Consider the following 16389-nt stretch of genomic DNA (forward strand, 5'->3'; position numbering starts at 1 on the left):
AAGCGAGGCTCAGTGCATCTTCACCGGCGTGCTGAAACGGCTGGACTCGATCGCCGCTGCACCGGGCTTGAAGCTTGCCGATGTGGCGGAAGCCGACATGTCGTGGCTGAGCATACGGTTGGCGACGACGCGCGGCGCCTTCACCGAACGGCCGGTCGAGCCCTTGTTCTGGTTGAGCGCCCAGTCCGAGATCAGATCCTGCGTCAGACGACCACCGCCGACCATGGCCTGATGGGAAACGGCGGCATCCTGCCTGCTCGGGCGTGAGCCCTTGGTCGGCAAGCCGGCCGTCAGCCCACCATTGATGGAGGGTTTCAGATCAAAGGCGTCACCGAAACCTGCCTCTGGCTCAGCCTTCGCCGTTTCGGCGGGAGCGACTGTAACCTTGTGGTTGACGGCAGCCGGGAACGGCGCGGCTGTCGGCACCGTAGCGGAATTGATCTGCGAGCGGGCAGCCTGACCGCTCTGTTCCAGAGCAGCAACCACAGTCGGCGAAAGCGTATCTTTCCGCTCTTCGGCGAGATCTTCGTCGCCTTCCGGATCAGCATTGGCCTGTGCCAGCAGGGCTTCCGCCACAGCCGGACGATTGGCCGGCACCGGAATAGACGCAAGTTCGCCACTCGCTGCGGGTGTCGCACCATCTGCGGATGCGGTCAGGATCGATCCTTCAGCATCGCCACGCATGCCACGCGGCCCAAGAAGCGTCGGCACAGGCACGGATACCTCAGCCAGATCGGCAAACTGCTGACGCTCGGCCGGAGCAGAGGTCGGCGTCGGCGTTGTCGCAGCCTGGAGGGCATCCTGCGCCGCATTACGGGCCGGAGAATAAAGCGCGGTGGCAAGGCCCGTATTGGCCGGAGGCTGGTTGCCGAAAGCTGGACGTGCAATGGGCAGCGGCGCAGTGCTCACACCGGGAAGCGGTTGGGCGGAAGCAACGGCGATCGTCGGTTCTGGCTCAGGTGCAGCAGGCGGTGGCGTTGCAGGGCGAGCGACAGCCGGACGTTCTGCGGGCTGCGGCGTTGCGATGCTATCGGGATCTTCATCCTCGTCGCCTCCGCCAAAGAGCGCCTGCAACAGTGTCTTGCGCTTGCCGCCACCACCGGAGGACGCAGGGCCGGCACCGGCGCTGGAAGCAACCTGAATGGAAGAGGAATTGACGCGCTTCTTGTAGTCAGCCAAGGCCTGTTCATAACCGGGAAGCGGATTGCCGTCGGAAGGAACGTGCAGCGTATTGCCCTTGGGGAAGATACGCACGAGTTCCTGACGGCTCATGCGCGGCCAGGCACGAACGCCGCCGACATCCATGTGCACGAAGGGAGAACCCGAGGTCGGGTAGAAACCTACGCCGCCAATCTGCATCTGCATGCCGATTTCGCGCAGTGTGGAAAGCTTCACGCCCGGAATGTAAAAATCCATGGCCTTGCCGAGCATATGCTGGCTTTTTTCCGCCACGCCCTTGGTGCGCGTGCGCAGGAGGCCGTTAGTCTCAGGCGAACGGAAGGCCGAAACGACGTTGATGTAATCGGTCGCGCCACTGCGGCGGTAGACTTCCCAGACAAGATCGAAAAGACGCGGGTCCATCCGCGTCGGCTGGTTACGACGCCAGTCACGCAAAAAGCGGTTCAGCTCTTGCAGACCCTTCTGGTCGTATTTTCCGTTGCGCTTGAAGGTTATGACCGCCTTCTCGCGTGTATGGATATAATACAGTTTGAGACTGCGCGTTTCGGCGAAAGCTTCCGTCGCCGAGACACCTGCGAATGGCATTGCGGCGAGCATCAAGCAGGCAAAGGTGACAGCGCGTGCCGACAGCTTCGTGCATATATCCTTGATCAAGCCGCGCGCGATCTTGGTCGACAGCGCGATATTTCGATGCAGATATGGCAATTCGATCCCCGCCTGGAAGACAATTTCTGTCACATTGCCTCAAATGAACGTCAAATACGGTGACACGATGGCAAAATTGCCACACAGATGCAACCTTCCTCTATATAGTGAATCAGCCACTAACAAGAGGTTTATAGACGGTAAGCGGATATCCTTGCTCAGAAGTTAACGAATCTTGCTATCTGCCGTCGAACAGGCGGTTTGTGCAATCAGGCCGCATCGCGCAACGGATCGTCCGGATCAATGCCATAATCCTTCAGCTTGCGATAAAGCGTCGAGCGGCCGATACCAAGTTTCCTTGCGACCTGACTCATCTGCCCGCGATAAAAACGAAGGGCAAAACGGATAAGCTCCTCTTCGATCTCGGCCAGCTTCCTGATATTGCCTGAGTCGTCCATGCTGGAGATCAAGTTTCCTCCCCGGTATATCGTGGTGGAAATATCTGACGCCTCATCCAGAATGGCGTGACTTTCGGCGGCCGGTGGCGGCGGAGAATAGGCGGCGAGTTTCAGCGACGATCCAGACGGCGACCGGATCGACTCACCCGCATCGTCCCCACCTGCGAATTCCGGCAATTGCAGCGCGATTTGCGGAAAATCGGAATCCGCCAGTTCCTCGCCCTGCGACAGCACGACGGCGCGGAAGACCGCATTTTCAAGCTGGCGGATATTGCCCGGCCAGTCATAGGCCGTTAGCAATGCCAGCGCGCTGGCATCGAGGCCGACGGGATTTGGCAATTTCTGTTCCACCGAAAAACGCTCCGCGAACACCCGTGCCAGATGGGGAATATCCTCCTTGCGCCGGCGCAACGCCGGAATGGTGATAGGAAAGACGTTGAGGCGATAATACAGGTCCTCGCGGAAGCGGCCTTCCTTCACCTCTTCGATGAGATTCTTGTTGGTGGCGGAAATCAGGCGGACATTCACCTTCTGCACACGCGCGGAACCGACAGTTTCGATTTCGCCCTGCTGAACTGCCCGCAGTAGCTTTACCTGCACGTCGAGCGGCAGATCACCGATTTCATCGAGGAACAGCGTTCCGCCATCCGCTTCCATGAACTTGCCAACGTGTTTTTCCGTGGCACCGGTAAAAGCGCCCTTCTCGTGACCGAAAAGAATACTCTCCACCAGATTGTGCGGGATAGCGCCGCAATTGACGGTGATGAATGGTTTGTTCGCCCTGTCGCCAGCCGACTGGATTGCACGGGCGACCATTTCCTTGCCGACGCCGGATTCGCCTTCCAGCACCACGGGAATGCTGGACTGGGCGGCGCGCTGCGCCAGTTCTATCACCCTCAGCATGGCCGGGCTTGCGGAAACGATATCAGTAAAATTCACGGCATTGCTCCGTCCGCGCCTGCCCGTGCGGGCCTTTGCCTCTCTCCTGTCGAGCTTGAGGGCATTGGAGATGGCGGCGCCGATCCGTTCCGGCGAGACCGGCTTGACGACGAAATCGAAGGCGCCGGCGCGCATGGCCTGCACGACGGTATCGATGCCGCCCTGCCCCGTCTGGACGATGACCGGGACGTCGGTGCCGAGTTCGCCAACGGCTTTCAGGAAGGCGAGGCCATCCATTTCCGGCATCATCAGGTCGAGGACGACAACATTGATCTCGCCGCTATATTGCTTGAGCAGCTCCAGCCCCGCCCTGCCGTTTTCTGCAAGCAAGGCCAGATGCCCATAACGTTCCACCGCATTTTTGAGCAGGCGGCGCTGGACGGGATCATCGTCTATCACGAGAACATGCGCGGTCATTTTTGGCTCCGGTTTCCGGTTTATGGACCTGCGTCATGCGGTCCCTTGTGGCGCACTCTGGCACAGGAGATTTGAACATCCAGTTTTGAGATTTGCTTGCATTTTATCCATTGCTGCGGGAAACAAAGGCCCCATATGCTGCGCAGGCATAACGACAAGGACGCGTTCGATGACCCTCAATCGCCCAACACCGCACCCCGTATTTTCGCTTGCCGAAACCTCCGGCCCTGCCCTTGGCGACCTGCCCGGCTGGAAACTCTCGGATCTCTATCCCTCGGGCGATTCGCCGGAATACAAGGGCGACATTGAGAAGGCGGCGACGCTGGCGGCGGCTTTCGAGGATAAATGGAAGGGCAAGCTTGAAGACGCCGCAAAGGCGACGGGCGCCAACGGCATCGGCGCTGCTCTCAAGGAATATGAAGCGCTGGACGATCTTATCGGCCGCATCGGTTCCTTTGCGGGGCTGACGTATTTTTCAGATACCTCCAACCCGGCAAACGGCAAGCTTTACGGCGACGCCCAGGCGAAACTGACGGATATTTCCGCACATCTGCTGTTCTTTACGCTTGAACTGAACCGCATCGACGACGCCGTAATGGATGCCTGCATGGCAAACGATGCCTTAGCTGGGCACTACAGTCCGTGGCTGGTGGATTTGCGCAAGGACAAGCCGCACCAGCTCGATGACCAGCTCGAACAGCTATTCCTCGAAAAATCGATGACGAGTGCCAGCGCCTTCAACCGCCTGTTCGATGAGACGATGGCCGACCTGCGCTTCGATATAGACGGCGCAAGCCTTTCGCTGGAAGTAACGCTCAATATGCTTCAGGAGCCTGAGCCGGAAACTCGCAAGAAGGCAGCACAGGCGCTCAGCACCACCTTCACCAATAATCTGCGGGTCTTCACCCTCATCACCAACACACTGGCCAAGGACAAGGATATTTCCGACCGCTGGCGCAAGTTCGAAGACATCGCCGACAGCCGCCATCTGGCAAACCGTGTGGAGCGCGAGGTAGTAGACGCTCTGGCTGCCGCCGTGAAAAATGCCTATCCGCGCCTTTCGCATCGTTATTACGCCATGAAGGCGAAATGGCTCGGCATGGAACAGATGAACTACTGGGACCGCAACGCGCCGCTTCCCGATACATCGAATACGATCATTCCATGGGATGAGGCGAAGGACACCGTGCTGTCCGCCTATGGCGATTTTGCGCCGGAGATGGCCGATATCGCCCGCCGTTTCTTCGATGAGCAATGGATCGACGCCCCCGCCCGGCCCGGCAAGGCGCCGGGCGCCTTCGCGCATCCGACCGTGCCTTCGGCCCATCCTTATGTCCTCGTCAACTATCTCGGCAAACCGCGCGACGTGATGACGCTTGCTCATGAGCTTGGCCACGGCGTGCACCAGGTGCTGGCCGGCGACCAAGGCGCGCTGATGTGCGCGACGCCGCTGACGCTTGCCGAAACTGCCTCCGTTTTCGGAGAAATGCTGACCTTCCGCAAATTGCTTGACGACACGAAGGACGTCAGGGAACGCAAGGCCATGCTCGCCCGCAAGGTCGAGGACATGATCAACACGGTCGTGCGACAGATCGCGTTTTATGAATTCGAACGCAAGCTGCACACCGCCCGCAAGCAGGGTGAGTTGACCTCCGAACAGATCGGTGAATTGTGGCTTTCCATTCAGGCCGAGAGCCTCGGCCCGGCGATCAAGATTTCCGAAGGGTATGAGACCTGGTGGACCTACATCCCCCATTTCATCCACTCTCCCTTCTATGTTTATGCCTATGCCTTCGGTGATTGCCTGGTGAACTCGCTGTATGCCGTTTACCAGAAGGCCGAGACCGGCTTTCAGGAGAAATATTTCGAGCTTTTGAAAGCAGGCGGCACCAAGCACCATTCGGAACTTCTGAAACCATTCGGCCTCGATGCGACAGACCCTTCCTTCTGGGACAAGGGTCTTGCCATGATCGAAGGGCTGATCGACGAACTGGAAGCGCTTGACAGCAAACAGGCCTGACTGGCTCCGAAAAATACCGATGACAGGCGACGAGCAAAGGCAATGAAACGCAAACCCGCCGATCTGACCTTGAGAGAAACGCTGCGCTGGGAGCCGCAATCGGGCTTTCAGCGCATTGACCAGCATATGCGCCGGCTATTGCGCTCAGCCGATGCGCTCGGTTTCCGAGCACCGGCCAACGCGGTTCAGGTACTGGAGAAGAAGGTGGGCGGCGAAAGTCCGCTCTGCGTGAAGCTGGTCATGAACTACAAGGGTGAGCTCGATATCGAAACGGCCGACTTTCGGCCGTTGCAGGAGGGAACCGTCTGGCGGATCCGCATCGCGACGCAAACCAGGCTTGATTCCACCGACACCTTCTATCGCCACAAATCATCGCGCCGGGAACCCTATGATGCCGCCCGCGCCGAATTTTCAGCCGGGGATGCAGACGAGGTTCTGCTGCTCAACGAGCGCGGCGAGTTGTGCGAGGGATCATCGACCAGCATCTTCGTCGAAATGTCGGACGGGCAATTGCTGACGCCGCCGCTCGACAGCGGCATTCTGCCGGGCGTCCTGCGTGCCGATCTCATCCGCCAGCGCAAGGCACGCGGGCAGGCATTGAAGCCGGAGGATATTGCCGGTCGACGGCTGTTCGTGGGAAATTCGCTGCATGGGCTGATTGCGGCGGAGCTGGTCTAAACCGTCACCGCCAAAAGCCGGTCGCGGCCCTTTTCCTTGGCAGCGTAAAGCGCCTGATCGGCGCGCATGAAAACATCGTCGGCACTTTCTGCCATCCGATAGGTCGTCATTCCAGCGGAACAGCTATAGGAAAAATCCGGAAACTCGGCCAGAGGTCTGGAAAGACGCACCTTTTGCAGTAGCCGCTCGACGATCTCCCGGCTCTCAACAACCGAACTGCGCGGCAGGATGAGCATGAATTCCTCACCGCCGATCCTCCCAAAACAATCCACCCGCCGGACGACGGAATGGGCGATTCCGACAAAATCGCGCAGCACCGCATCGCCGCATTTGTGGCCGAAACGATCGTTGATGTGCTTGAAAAAGTCGATGTCGAGCGTGCAAAGGCAAAAGGGCGCTTCAAGCCCCTTGCCGACCCGCTCCACCTGCAGCGCGAGTTTGGCAAAAACAAAACGCCGGTTCGCCGTTCCCGTCAATTCGTCGGTCTGCGAGGCGCGCACCGCCAGATCCCGGTCCTGCCGCAGGGTTCTGTAGCCCTGGCGCAATTCGGTGACATCGCTTGCGACACACAGCATCCAGCCATCCTGCTGCACCGTCTCCGTCATCCAGAACCAGCGGCCGTCATACATGTCCATCTCGAAGGCACGATACGGCAGCTTGCCGCGCCGGGACTGCGCCGACAAAAGCCAGCCCTCGAAATCGCTGTTTCTGACGACCACGCCGGTTCGCAGACGGTGGTTCAAGCGCATGATTTCCGCCCAGGTCGAAAAATCATCGTCGGCAAGCTGAAAGCTCTGCCGAAACGACGGGTTGGCATGCCGCAACCGGTCTTCGGAATCGTAAAGTGCAATAAGAACGGGGGTGGCGCTCTGAAGCGCTGCGACACGCTCAATAAGACTATTCAACAGGCAACACTCCTGTGATGACGAAAAGCCCCCTTTTCGTCATCTTGCAAAAGCCCCCAAGCCCTAGGACATATACACGAAAAGAAGAACTTGATTATAAACGTAGTCTCTAAAATGCGAAGGGGAAGAATGCGGTCGGAAGGTCTCGACTTCAATCTCGCCGGATCGCAACCGCGCAGAACGGGATCACCACACACCAGCCCGTCACAACTTTCGCATCCCGGGCTTGCGCCACCGTCATATGTCCGTCATGCACCTGCCCTTTATTGTGGCACGCTTTTATGATCTAGCTTACTTATTGGCTTAAAAAGGAAAAATGACGAATGACGGACGCAAACCATCCGATTTACGGCGATATTGACGGCCCCCTCATTATGATCGGCTTCGGCTCCATCGGGCGCGGCACTCTTCCGTTGATCGAACGTCATTTCAACTTCGACAAGACCAGGCTCGTCGTCATCGACCCGCGCGAGGATATCGCAGCGTATCTAGCCGAGAGAAACATTCGCCATATCCGTACGCATCTGACCAAAGAAAACTACAAGGAGGTGCTCAAGCCACTCCTTAAAGGGGTTCAGGGTCAGGGCTTCTGCGTCAATCTTTCGGTCGATGCCGCATCCGTCGATCTGATGAGGCTCTGCCGCAAACATGGCATGCTCTACATCGACACCGTAGTGGAGCCGTGGCCCGGCTTTTACTTCGATGCCGACGCCGACAATGCCTCCCGTACCAATTATTCGCTGCGCGAGACCATGCTGAAAGAAAAGGCTCGGAAACCGGGCGGCACAACGGCCGTTTCCACCTGCGGTGCAAATCCCGGCATGGTGTCCTGGTTCGTAAAACAGGCGCTGGTCAATCTCGCCAAGGATAGCGATCTCGACATCGAAGAGCCGCAACCGCATGACCAGCAGGCATGGGCAAAGCTCATGCAGCAGCTCGGCGTCAAGGGCGTGCATGTGGCAGAGCGCGATACGCAGCGGGCAAAAAATCCCAAGCCCTTCGGCGCATTCTGGAACACCTGGTCCGTCGAGGGTTTTATCGCCGAAGGTTTTCAGCCCGCCGAACTCGGCTGGGGAACGCATGAAAACTGGATGCCGAAAAACGCGAAAAAACAAAAAAAGGGCAGCAAGGCAGCGATCTATCTCGATCAGCCCGGCGCCAATACGCGGGTACGGACATGGTGTCCCGGACAAGGGCCGCAATATGGATTTCTGGTCACCCACAACGAGGCGATCTCGATTTCCGACTATTTCACCGTCCGCAATGACGAAGGCGATCTGATCTACCGGCCCACCTGTCACTATGCCTACCACCCCTGCAACGACGCCGTCCTTTCCCTGCACGAACTTTTCGGTAATGGCGGCACGCCGCAGCCGATCCAGCATGTGCTTGGCGAAGACGAGCTTGTCGATGGTGCCGACGAGCTGGGTGTTCTTCTCTACGGCCATGACAAAAATGCCTATTGGTATGGCTCGCGGCTAACCTTGCAGGAGGCACGGGCGCTCGCCCCCAGCCAGAACGCGACCGGATTGCAGGTCAGCTCCGCGGTACTGGCCGGAATGGTTTGGGCGCTTGAAAATCCGCAGGCCGGCATCGTCGAGGCGGATGAAATGGATTATCGCCGTTGCCTTGAGGTGCAGCGTCCCTATCTTGGACCGGTCGAAGGACATTACACGGACTGGACGCCGCTCGACGGTCGCCCGGGACTGTTTCCAGACAATATCGACACCTCGGATCCCTGGCAGTTCCGCAACATCCTCGTGCGCTGAGGGCATGGCGTCTCATATTTGTCACGCGGGTGTTTTCATGACGGATGTCAGGAACCCGGGAGAGCAAACAACGTTGCCTTGAAATAAATAACGCTTCACGGCATGGTCGAAACATCAGGGTTTCATCGAATCGCAGGAGAACAGGCTCATGAACTTCAAGACAAGCGCTGCTTTGCTTTGTGCCGCAATCGCGGTGTCTTCATGCGTTGCGCCGGGTCCCTCCCAGCAGACGTCGATGGCACCCTCGCTTGCCCGCGGCCCGGCCGTGGATGGCCGCTGGATCGACCGCAACGGTATCGTATCGACATTCCAGAACGGTGCTTTCTCCACCCGTTCTACCGATACCAACACGCTTCTGGCATCAGGCACCTATGTCACGATTTCGCCGACGCTCTATGAAATCAACATGACGTCGTTGGTGCGCAACACGCAATCGCGCGTCAACTGCGCGCTCGTCTCCCCGTCACAACTGAATTGCACGACAGACAGCAACAGCCAGTTCTCGCTGACTCGTCAGGGCTGATAACACAGACTTTTCAATGGTATGAGCTTTTAAAACGCACGCCTCAAGCGTGCGTTTTGCTTTATTGCGCCACTGTCACAATTTCCGCTTGCGGCAGCTGCCGCTAAATGGAAACATCGCGCTTTGAAAGACTGACATACTTTCAGACTAGAGAACGAGCACGGCCTGATGATGATCGACCGGCTAGGGCTTCCGCTTTGAACAGGAGAGAGGGACCATGAAGAAAATTTTGAGACTGAGTATGCTGAGCGTTTCCGCGATAACGCTTTCAGCCGGAGCGGCTCTGGCCGATTACGAACTCAACATTCTTCACATTAACGATTTTCACTCCCGTATCGAATCGATCAATAAGTTCGACTCGACCTGCTCGGCGGAAGAGGAAGGCAAAAACGAATGCTTTGGCGGCGCCGCGCGCCTCTTGACCGCAATCAACCAGACAAGGGACGCGCTCAAGGCTCAAGGCAAGAACGTTCTCCTGCTCAATGCCGGCGACAATTTTCAAGGCTCGCTGTTCTACACCACCTACAAGGGTACCGTTGAAGCCGAAGTGCTGAACGCCATGAAGTTCGACGCCATGACCGTCGGCAACCATGAATTCGACGATAGCGAAGACGGGCTTGCGGGCTTCCTCGACAAGGTTCAGTTTCCGGTCGTGACCGCCAATGTGGTTGCCAGCGCCGCCTCGAAAATCGGCGATCGCGTCAAGCCGTCCATCGTCCTTGAAGTCGGCGGCCAGAAAATCGGCATTGTCGGCGCTGTCGCCAACGACACGGCGGAACTTGCGACCCCCGGCCCCAACATCACCATTGCGGAAGATGTCGCGAAAATCAGCGAACAGGTGCAGAAGCTGAAAGGCGAGGGTGTCAACAAGATCATTGCCCTGACCCATGTCGGATATCCACGCGACCTCGAATTTATCGCGAAAATCCCGGATGTGGACGTCGTTGTCGGCGGCCACTCGCATACGTTGCTCTCCAACACCGACCAGAAGGCCGAAGGGCCTTATCCGACACTCGTCGACAATCCCGGCGGCTACAAGGTTCCGGTCGTTCAGGCAGGGCAATACAGTAAATATCTGGGTGACCTGCGCGTCGTCTTCGATGACAGCGGCGTGGTCAAGGAAAGCAAGGGCGATCCGATCCTGATCGATTCATCCTTCAAACCCGACGAAGCAACGCTCAAGCGTATCGATGAACTGAAAGCACCGATCGAAGCGCTGAAATCGAAGGTCGTCGGCACTTCGGAAGGCCCGATCGAAGGTGATCGCAAGGTTTGCCGCGTCAAAGAATGCTCCATGGGTAATCTGGTAGCGGATGCGACCCTTGCCCGCGTCAAGGATCAGGGCGTCACCATCGCTTTCGCAAATAGCGGTGGCCTGCGCTCCTCCATCGATAGCGGTGATGTCTCGATGGGCGAAGTCCTGACGGTTCTGCCGTTCCAGAACACGGTCGCAACTTTCCAGCTGAAGGGCGAGGATATTCGCGCTGCCCTCGAAAACGGCGTCAGCCAGATCGACGATGGCGCAGGTCGTTTCATGCAGGTTTCAGGCATGAAATATTCCTTCGACCGCTCCAAGCCGGCCGGCAACCGTGTTACTGCGGTCGAGGTCAAGGAGGGCGACGCTTTCGTGCCTCTCGACCCGGCAAAGACCTACACTGTTGCGGCGAATAATTACGTTCGCACCGGCGGCGATGGCTTCAAGGTATTCGCGACCAAGGCGATCAACGCCTATGACTTCGGCCCCAACCTCGAAGAGGCTGTAGCTGCCTATATTACGGCCAACAGCCCCTATAAGCCCTTCACGGACGGCCGCATCACCGAAGTGACGCCTGCCGGTTATGTAGCTCCGGCAAAGCCCGCTGCACCAGCGCCTGCCGCAACAGCACCGGCGGCAACTGCAACCGCTCCGGCCGCCACACCAGCCCCGGCTCCCGCAGCACCTGCTGCGACTGCACCTGCCACCACCACGCCGGCAGCGGCCGCGGCTGCCGCCAGCAAATATGTCGTCGCAAAGGGCGATTCGCTCTGGAAGATCGCGGCGGAGAAGTATGGCGACGGTGCCCTTTGGACCAGGATTGCCAAGGCAAACACGCTGAAGCATCCGAACCATATCGAGATCGGCGAGGAACTGGAGGTTCCGGCTCAATAAGCCGCGAACACACAGACAGGGCAATTTGCCGCAGACGGGAAGCCGGCCTCGCACCATGAGGCCGGCTTCTTATTTTCCCTTTAAAAACAGATCATTACAGGCTGCGTTTTATCAAAAGACAATGCGTCCGTTACCGCACCTCGGAAATCACCTCCGCAGGTGGTTCAATCCTTACAAATTTCGTCTAGAACACGTGAACAAATTGACGGCACGAGCATATAGCTTGAGCATTTCCGGCAAAACCGCGTCACGGTTTGCGTCCGGCCATGTATAAAAACAAAAAATGGAGCGTTTCCGCCCTTTATCCCAAACGGAAACGTTCTCACGCAACCAGTACGAGTTCAGGGTGTCATTCATGACGACAGAATTATCCGCACTTCCTGTAGACCATCCCCGCGTAAGATTTGGCAAGGTCGGCGTTCTGCTTGTCAATCTTGGCACGCCGGATGGTACGGACTATTGGCCGATGCGCCGTTATCTGGCGGAATTTCTGAGCGACAAACGCGTGATCGAATGGTCGCGCCTCTACTGGTATCCGATCCTGTACGGCATCGTCCTCAACAAGCGCCCGCAGAAGGTCGGCAAGGCCTATGAGGCAATCTGGAACCGCGATCGCAACGAAAGCTATCTGCGCACCTATACCCGCAGCCAAGGCGAACTGATGGCACAGGCGCTGAAGGATTTGCCGAATGTCGTCGTTGACTGGGCCATGCGCTACGGCCAGCCTTCCATCGCCTCGAAAATCGACGCGCTGAAGGAGCAGGGATGCGAGAAAATCCTGCTATTCCCGCTCTATCCGCAATATGCCGCATCGACCACGGCAACGGTGAACGACAAGGCTTTCGAACATCTGATGAAGCTGCGCTGGCAGCCCGCCATCCGGACCGTTCCGCCCTATCATGACGATCCTGCCTATATCGAGGGGCTTGCCGCCTCCGTCAAAAACCATCTGGCAACGCTGGACTGGGAACCGGAGATGCTGATCACCTCCTTCCACGGCATTCCGCAATCCTACTTCAGGAAGGGCGATCCCTATTATTGCCACTGCCAGAAGACCGCCCGTCTGCTGAAGGAAGCGCTGGGACGGACCGAGAAGAACTTCATGATCACCTTCCAGTCGCGTTTTGGGCCAGAAGAATGGCTGCAGCCCTATACCGACAAGACCATGGAAAAGCTGGCATCCGAGGGCATCAAGCGCATCGCCGTCATGAACCCCGGTTTCGTATCGGATTGTCTTGAAACGCTGGAGGAAATTGCCGGTGAGGCCGGAGAAATCTTCCTGCATCATGGCGGCGAGAAATTCACCCACATCCCGTGTCTCAACGACAGCGTCGAGGGTATGACAGTTCTCGAAAAGGTTGTACGACAAGAGTTGCAAGGTTGGGTGTAATCTTGCCATAACGATGCGGGTGTAAGATCCCAAAAGGTTGTGGTGCTGGAGGAAGAAGTGATGATTGCATTGGGCGGTTTCGATATCGTCGTCATAGCGGCGGTTGTTTTGGTCATTCTGGTGCTCTTTGCCGGCATCAAGACCGTACCGCAGGGACATCGCTACACGGTTGAACGGTTCGGGCGCTACACCCGCACACTCGAGCCGGGCCTCAACCTCATCGTACCGTTCTTCGAGAGCATCGGTTCTAAGATGAATGTGATGGAGCAGGTTCTGCATATACCGACACAGGAAGTTATCACCCGCGATAATGCCAGTGTCTCAGCTGATGCCGTCACTTTCTATCAGGTCCTCAATGCCGCACAGGCCGCTTACCAGATCACCAATCTGGAAATGGCGATTGAAAACCTCACCATGACCAACATCCGCTCGGTAATGGGCTCGATGGATCTCGATGAGTTATTGTCAAACCGTGATGCCATCAACGATCGCCTGCTGCGCGTGGTGGACGAGGCGGTGGGACCATGGGGTATCAAGGTTACGCGCATCGAGATCAAAGATATCGCGCCGCCGAAAGATCTCGTCGATTCCATGGCAAGGCAGATGAAGGCAGAGCGTGAAAAACGCGCGCAGGTGCTGGAGGCCGAGGGCGCCCGCAATGCTCAGATTCTGCGCGCAGAGGGCGCAAAACAATCTGCCATTCTCGAGGCGGAAGGCCAGCGCGAAGCGGCGTTCCGCGATGCCGAGGCCCGCGAGCGTCTGGCCGAGGCTGAAGCCAACGCCACCCGCATGGTGTCGGAAGCCATCGCTGCCGGCAATGTCCACGCGATCAATTACTTCGTTGCCCAGAAATATACCGAAGCGCTCTCCAGTATCGGTACCGCTAAAAACTCGAAAATCGTGTTGATGCCGATGGAGGCTTCTGCGTTGATCGGCTCGCTCGGCGGCATAGGGGCAATCGCCCGTGACGTTTTCGGCGACAAGGGCGATGCACCGACGGCGCCCGCCGTCCCCGCATCTTCCCGCTCGGTGCCGCCATCGCGGCCTTCGGCCCAGGCCATCAACGTGACAATTCCCGGTAATCCCTTCGGCTCTTCATCGGAGAAGTGACGATGCTGCAACGGCTTGCCACGGAACTGGGACCATGGAGCTGGTGGATTGCCGGCTTCATTCTGCTGGCTGCCGAGCTGGTCGCTCCGGGCGTGTTTCTGATCTGGATTGGCATTGCCGCGCTGGTGATCGGCGCGCTCTCCCTGCTGTTCTGGGATGCCGCATTCTGGGCGTGGCAATTGCAACTGGTGCTGTTTGCCGCCCTCTCCATCGCCTTCGCCCTGCTTGGCCGGAAATATTTCGGCAAAAACCGTGAGGCAAGCGACGAACCCTTCCTCAATCAGCGTGAAGCCAGCCTTGTTGGCCGCACAGCGACCCTGCAGGAGCCGGTTGTCGAAGGGCGCGGCCGCATAAGGCTGGACGATACCTGGTGGTCCGTTAACGGTGAGGACATGCCAGCCGGAACACGTGTCAGGATCGCAGCTGCGCGTGGCCGCACCCTGACAATAGAGCCGCTCGACCGCCCATAGCGATCAGGCTACACCGATTCTCAACAGATCGTGGAAATGCACCAGCCCTATTGGTCGGTTATCGTCATCAACGACGATCAGCGCACCGATGTGGAATTTTTCCAGCGTCGCGAGAGCGCTGGTCGCCAGCACCGATTTTTTGACCGTTTTCGGAGTACGGGTCATGATGTCGTCCACCGTCAATTCCGCGAGGTTGCGCGACAGGTTGCGCGCCATATCGCCCTCGGTGACGATGCCACACAGACGGCCATCCTCGTCCAGAATACCGACGCAGCCGAAATGCTTGCGGGAAAGAATACTGACTGCTTCCGGCATGGAAGTTCCCTTGCCGACTAGCGGCACCCGGTCGCCGGTATGCATGATATCGCTGACCAGCGTAAGGCCCGCGCCCAGTTTGCCGCCGGGGTGAAACACCTTGAAATCACCGGCAGTGAAATTGCGTGCTTCCAGAAGCGCAACGGCAAGGGCATCGCCAAGTGCCAGCTGCATCAATGTGGAGGTGGTAGGCGCAAGTCCGAGCGGGCAGGCTTCCTGTTCATTGGGAACCAGAAGCACGATATCGGCTGCCTTCGCCAGCGATGCACTCTCCGAACAGGTAAGTGCAATCAGCGGGATGGAGAAACGGCGCGAATAGTTGATGATGCTACGCAGCTCTGAACTTTCACCGCCTTTGGAGATCGCCAGTACAACATCATCACCGCCGATCATGCCCAGATCGCCGTGGTTGGCCTCTGCCGCATGCACGAAAAAGGCAGGCGTTCCCGTGGAGGCGAAGGTGGCCGCGAGCTTGGCGCCTATGTGGCCGCTTTTACCGACACCGGTGATAATGAGGCGGCCACTAGACTGGCCGATCGTCTCTATCGCCTTGCAGAAAGGTTCGGAAAGCCCGTTTTTGAGGGCCTCTTCAAGAGCGGCAAGGCCAGCCCTCTCCATCGAAATCGTCCGCACGGCGGATTCAATCGCATTGTCTTCAACCAGTTTGACGGCTCTCGTAATCATGGCCGACTGTTACTATTTCAACCGGAATAAGTCCACTCTACAGCCGAAAATCGCCGCTCTTTAGTGGCGCAGGTTCGGCGGAGAAATCTCCTCCATCGTTCCCATCCGCTTGAAAGGGATGTTCTCTTCATCGACCAGATATCGCCCGACTGTCCTTATCCACGAGATAGAGCCGTCATCACGGCGCACGGCATATTCCTGATGGTAAAAGCTGGCGGCCTTGAGCGTCGTGAGCGCCGTTTCGATCACATGATTGCGATGGCCGATATCCACTTTTTCGAGCATCTGGAAAATGCTGATGCCCTGCATCGCCTGCCGCAAAGGAATGCCCAAGAGTTCAGCGCAGACTTCGTCTAGATAGAATCGGTCATTGGTAATATCCCAGCAATAAAAACCGACCTGCTTGACGTTCAAAACGGGATTCATGAAACGACGCTGTGACACAAAATAAAAATCAATTGGATTGCTAAAATAAAACGGATGAGTTCCACCCAATCATAGGGCGATTCCGTATCAAAATGAAACGTTTAAATCTGATCATATTCGAAATATTGGGCATCTCGGCAAATTTTCTTCAGTCGCGGTGCCGAGCGGCCAGATCGAACGAGGAAGCCCCCCAGCTTTGCCGCAGCCACAGATGTGGTGAAATCCGGGAGGTCTTTATCAACTGTTAACCATAAAAATCCTATTGTTAAAGCGATATTAAAACTTGCGTCGCGTGTCTGGTCTCTTGGTCGT

At 57.5% G+C, this 16389-nt stretch carries 13 protein-coding genes; 8 read left to right on the plus strand and 5 right to left on the minus strand.

The window, feature by feature from the left end:
* Positions 1-9: 9 nt before the first annotated feature.
* Complete coding sequence (locus ASD46_RS14225) at positions 10-1917, minus strand: DUF882 domain-containing protein (protein ID WP_019564917.1); 1908 nt, start codon at positions 1915-1917, stop codon at positions 10-12.
* A gap of 176 nt (positions 1918-2093) precedes the next feature.
* Positions 2094-3638, minus strand: coding sequence for a sigma-54-dependent transcriptional regulator (locus ASD46_RS14230; protein WP_003511442.1), 1545 nt, complete (start codon positions 3636-3638; stop codon positions 2094-2096).
* A gap of 169 nt (positions 3639-3807) precedes the next feature.
* Here ASD46_RS14230 and ASD46_RS14235 point away from each other — a divergent pair, with 169 nt between their 5' ends.
* The gene (locus tag ASD46_RS14235) at positions 3808-5658 is read left to right on the plus strand and encodes a M3 family oligoendopeptidase (RefSeq protein ID WP_025595379.1); all 1851 of its coding nucleotides are present in this window, start codon (positions 3808-3810) and stop codon (positions 5656-5658) included.
* A gap of 42 nt (positions 5659-5700) precedes the next feature.
* Positions 5701-6336: an aminotransferase class IV family protein gene (locus ASD46_RS14240; protein WP_025595378.1), complete on the plus strand. Its 636-nt coding sequence runs from the start codon at positions 5701-5703 to the stop codon at positions 6334-6336.
* Here ASD46_RS14240 and ASD46_RS14245 read toward each other — a convergent pair.
* The gene (locus ASD46_RS14245) at positions 6333-7241 is read right to left on the minus strand and encodes a sensor domain-containing diguanylate cyclase (RefSeq protein ID WP_003511446.1); all 909 of its coding nucleotides are present in this window, start codon (positions 7239-7241) and stop codon (positions 6333-6335) included. The genes ASD46_RS14240 and ASD46_RS14245 overlap by 4 nt on opposite strands.
* 323 nt (positions 7242-7564) lie before the next feature.
* Between ASD46_RS14245 and ASD46_RS14250 the strand changes: the two genes are divergently transcribed.
* The 6 genes from ASD46_RS14250 to ASD46_RS14275 all read left to right on the plus strand — a co-directional run bounded on the left by ASD46_RS14250 (position 7565) and on the right by ASD46_RS14275 (position 14652).
* The gene (locus ASD46_RS14250; RefSeq protein ID WP_025595376.1) at positions 7565-9010 is read left to right on the plus strand and encodes a homospermidine synthase; all 1446 of its coding nucleotides are present in this window, start codon (positions 7565-7567) and stop codon (positions 9008-9010) included.
* A gap of 148 nt (positions 9011-9158) precedes the next feature.
* Positions 9159-9533, plus strand: a complete 375-nt coding sequence (gene omp10 / locus ASD46_RS14255) for an outer membrane lipoprotein Omp10 (protein WP_003511448.1) — start codon at positions 9159-9161, stop codon at positions 9531-9533.
* Between the two features lie 217 nt (positions 9534-9750).
* Entirely contained in the window at positions 9751-11682 is a 1932-nt protein-coding gene (locus tag ASD46_RS14260; RefSeq protein ID WP_025595375.1) for a 5'-nucleotidase C-terminal domain-containing protein, read from the plus strand.
* A gap of 355 nt (positions 11683-12037) precedes the next feature.
* Positions 12038-13072: a ferrochelatase gene (hemH, locus tag ASD46_RS14265; protein WP_025595374.1), complete on the plus strand. Its 1035-nt coding sequence runs from the start codon at positions 12038-12040 to the stop codon at positions 13070-13072.
* 60 nt (positions 13073-13132) lie between these two features.
* The gene (locus tag ASD46_RS14270; protein ID WP_013761854.1) at positions 13133-14182 is read left to right on the plus strand and encodes an SPFH domain-containing protein; all 1050 of its coding nucleotides are present in this window, start codon (positions 13133-13135) and stop codon (positions 14180-14182) included.
* 2 nt (positions 14183-14184) lie between these two features.
* Positions 14185-14652 (plus strand): NfeD family protein, encoded by a 468-nt coding sequence (locus ASD46_RS14275; RefSeq protein ID WP_013761855.1) that lies wholly within the window; start codon positions 14185-14187, stop codon positions 14650-14652.
* Positions 14653-14655: 3 nt separating this feature from the next.
* Here the strand turns inward: ASD46_RS14275 and ASD46_RS14280 are convergent, their stop codons facing one another.
* A complete protein-coding gene (locus ASD46_RS14280; protein ID WP_025595373.1) occupies positions 14656-15651 on the minus strand; it encodes a KpsF/GutQ family sugar-phosphate isomerase in 996 nt (331 codons plus the stop codon).
* Between the two features lie 60 nt (positions 15652-15711).
* A complete protein-coding gene (locus ASD46_RS14285) occupies positions 15712-16077 on the minus strand; it encodes a PAS domain-containing protein (RefSeq protein ID WP_013761857.1) in 366 nt (121 codons plus the stop codon).
* Between the last annotated feature and the right edge of the window lie 312 nt (positions 16078-16389).

Origin of the sequence: Rhizobium sp. Root491 (assembly GCF_001427205.1) — a bacterium.
Classification (GTDB): domain Bacteria; phylum Pseudomonadota; class Alphaproteobacteria; order Rhizobiales; family Rhizobiaceae; genus Agrobacterium; species Agrobacterium tumefaciens.

Coding starts and splice junctions, on each gene's coding strand:
- ASD46_RS14230 (WP_003511442.1), bottom strand. CDS start 3,638: ATGACCGCGCATGTTCTCGTGATAGACGATGATCCCGTCCAGCGCCGC.
- ASD46_RS14235 (WP_025595379.1), top strand. CDS start 3,808: ATGACCCTCAATCGCCCAACACCGCACCCCGTATTTTCGCTTGCCGAA.
- ASD46_RS14240 (WP_025595378.1), top strand. CDS start 5,701: ATGAAACGCAAACCCGCCGATCTGACCTTGAGAGAAACGCTGCGCTGG.
- ASD46_RS14250 (WP_025595376.1), top strand. CDS start 7,565: ATGACGGACGCAAACCATCCGATTTACGGCGATATTGACGGCCCCCTC.
- omp10 (WP_003511448.1), top strand. CDS start 9,159: ATGAACTTCAAGACAAGCGCTGCTTTGCTTTGTGCCGCAATCGCGGTG.
- ASD46_RS14260 (WP_025595375.1), top strand. CDS start 9,751: ATGAAGAAAATTTTGAGACTGAGTATGCTGAGCGTTTCCGCGATAACG.
- hemH (WP_025595374.1), top strand. CDS start 12,038: ATGACGACAGAATTATCCGCACTTCCTGTAGACCATCCCCGCGTAAGA.
- ASD46_RS14270 (WP_013761854.1), top strand. CDS start 13,133: ATGATTGCATTGGGCGGTTTCGATATCGTCGTCATAGCGGCGGTTGTT.
- ASD46_RS14275 (WP_013761855.1), top strand. CDS start 14,185: ATGCTGCAACGGCTTGCCACGGAACTGGGACCATGGAGCTGGTGGATT.
- ASD46_RS14280 (WP_025595373.1), bottom strand. CDS start 15,651: ATGATTACGAGAGCCGTCAAACTGGTTGAAGACAATGCGATTGAATCC.
- ASD46_RS14285 (WP_013761857.1), bottom strand. CDS start 16,077: ATGAATCCCGTTTTGAACGTCAAGCAGGTCGGTTTTTATTGCTGGGAT.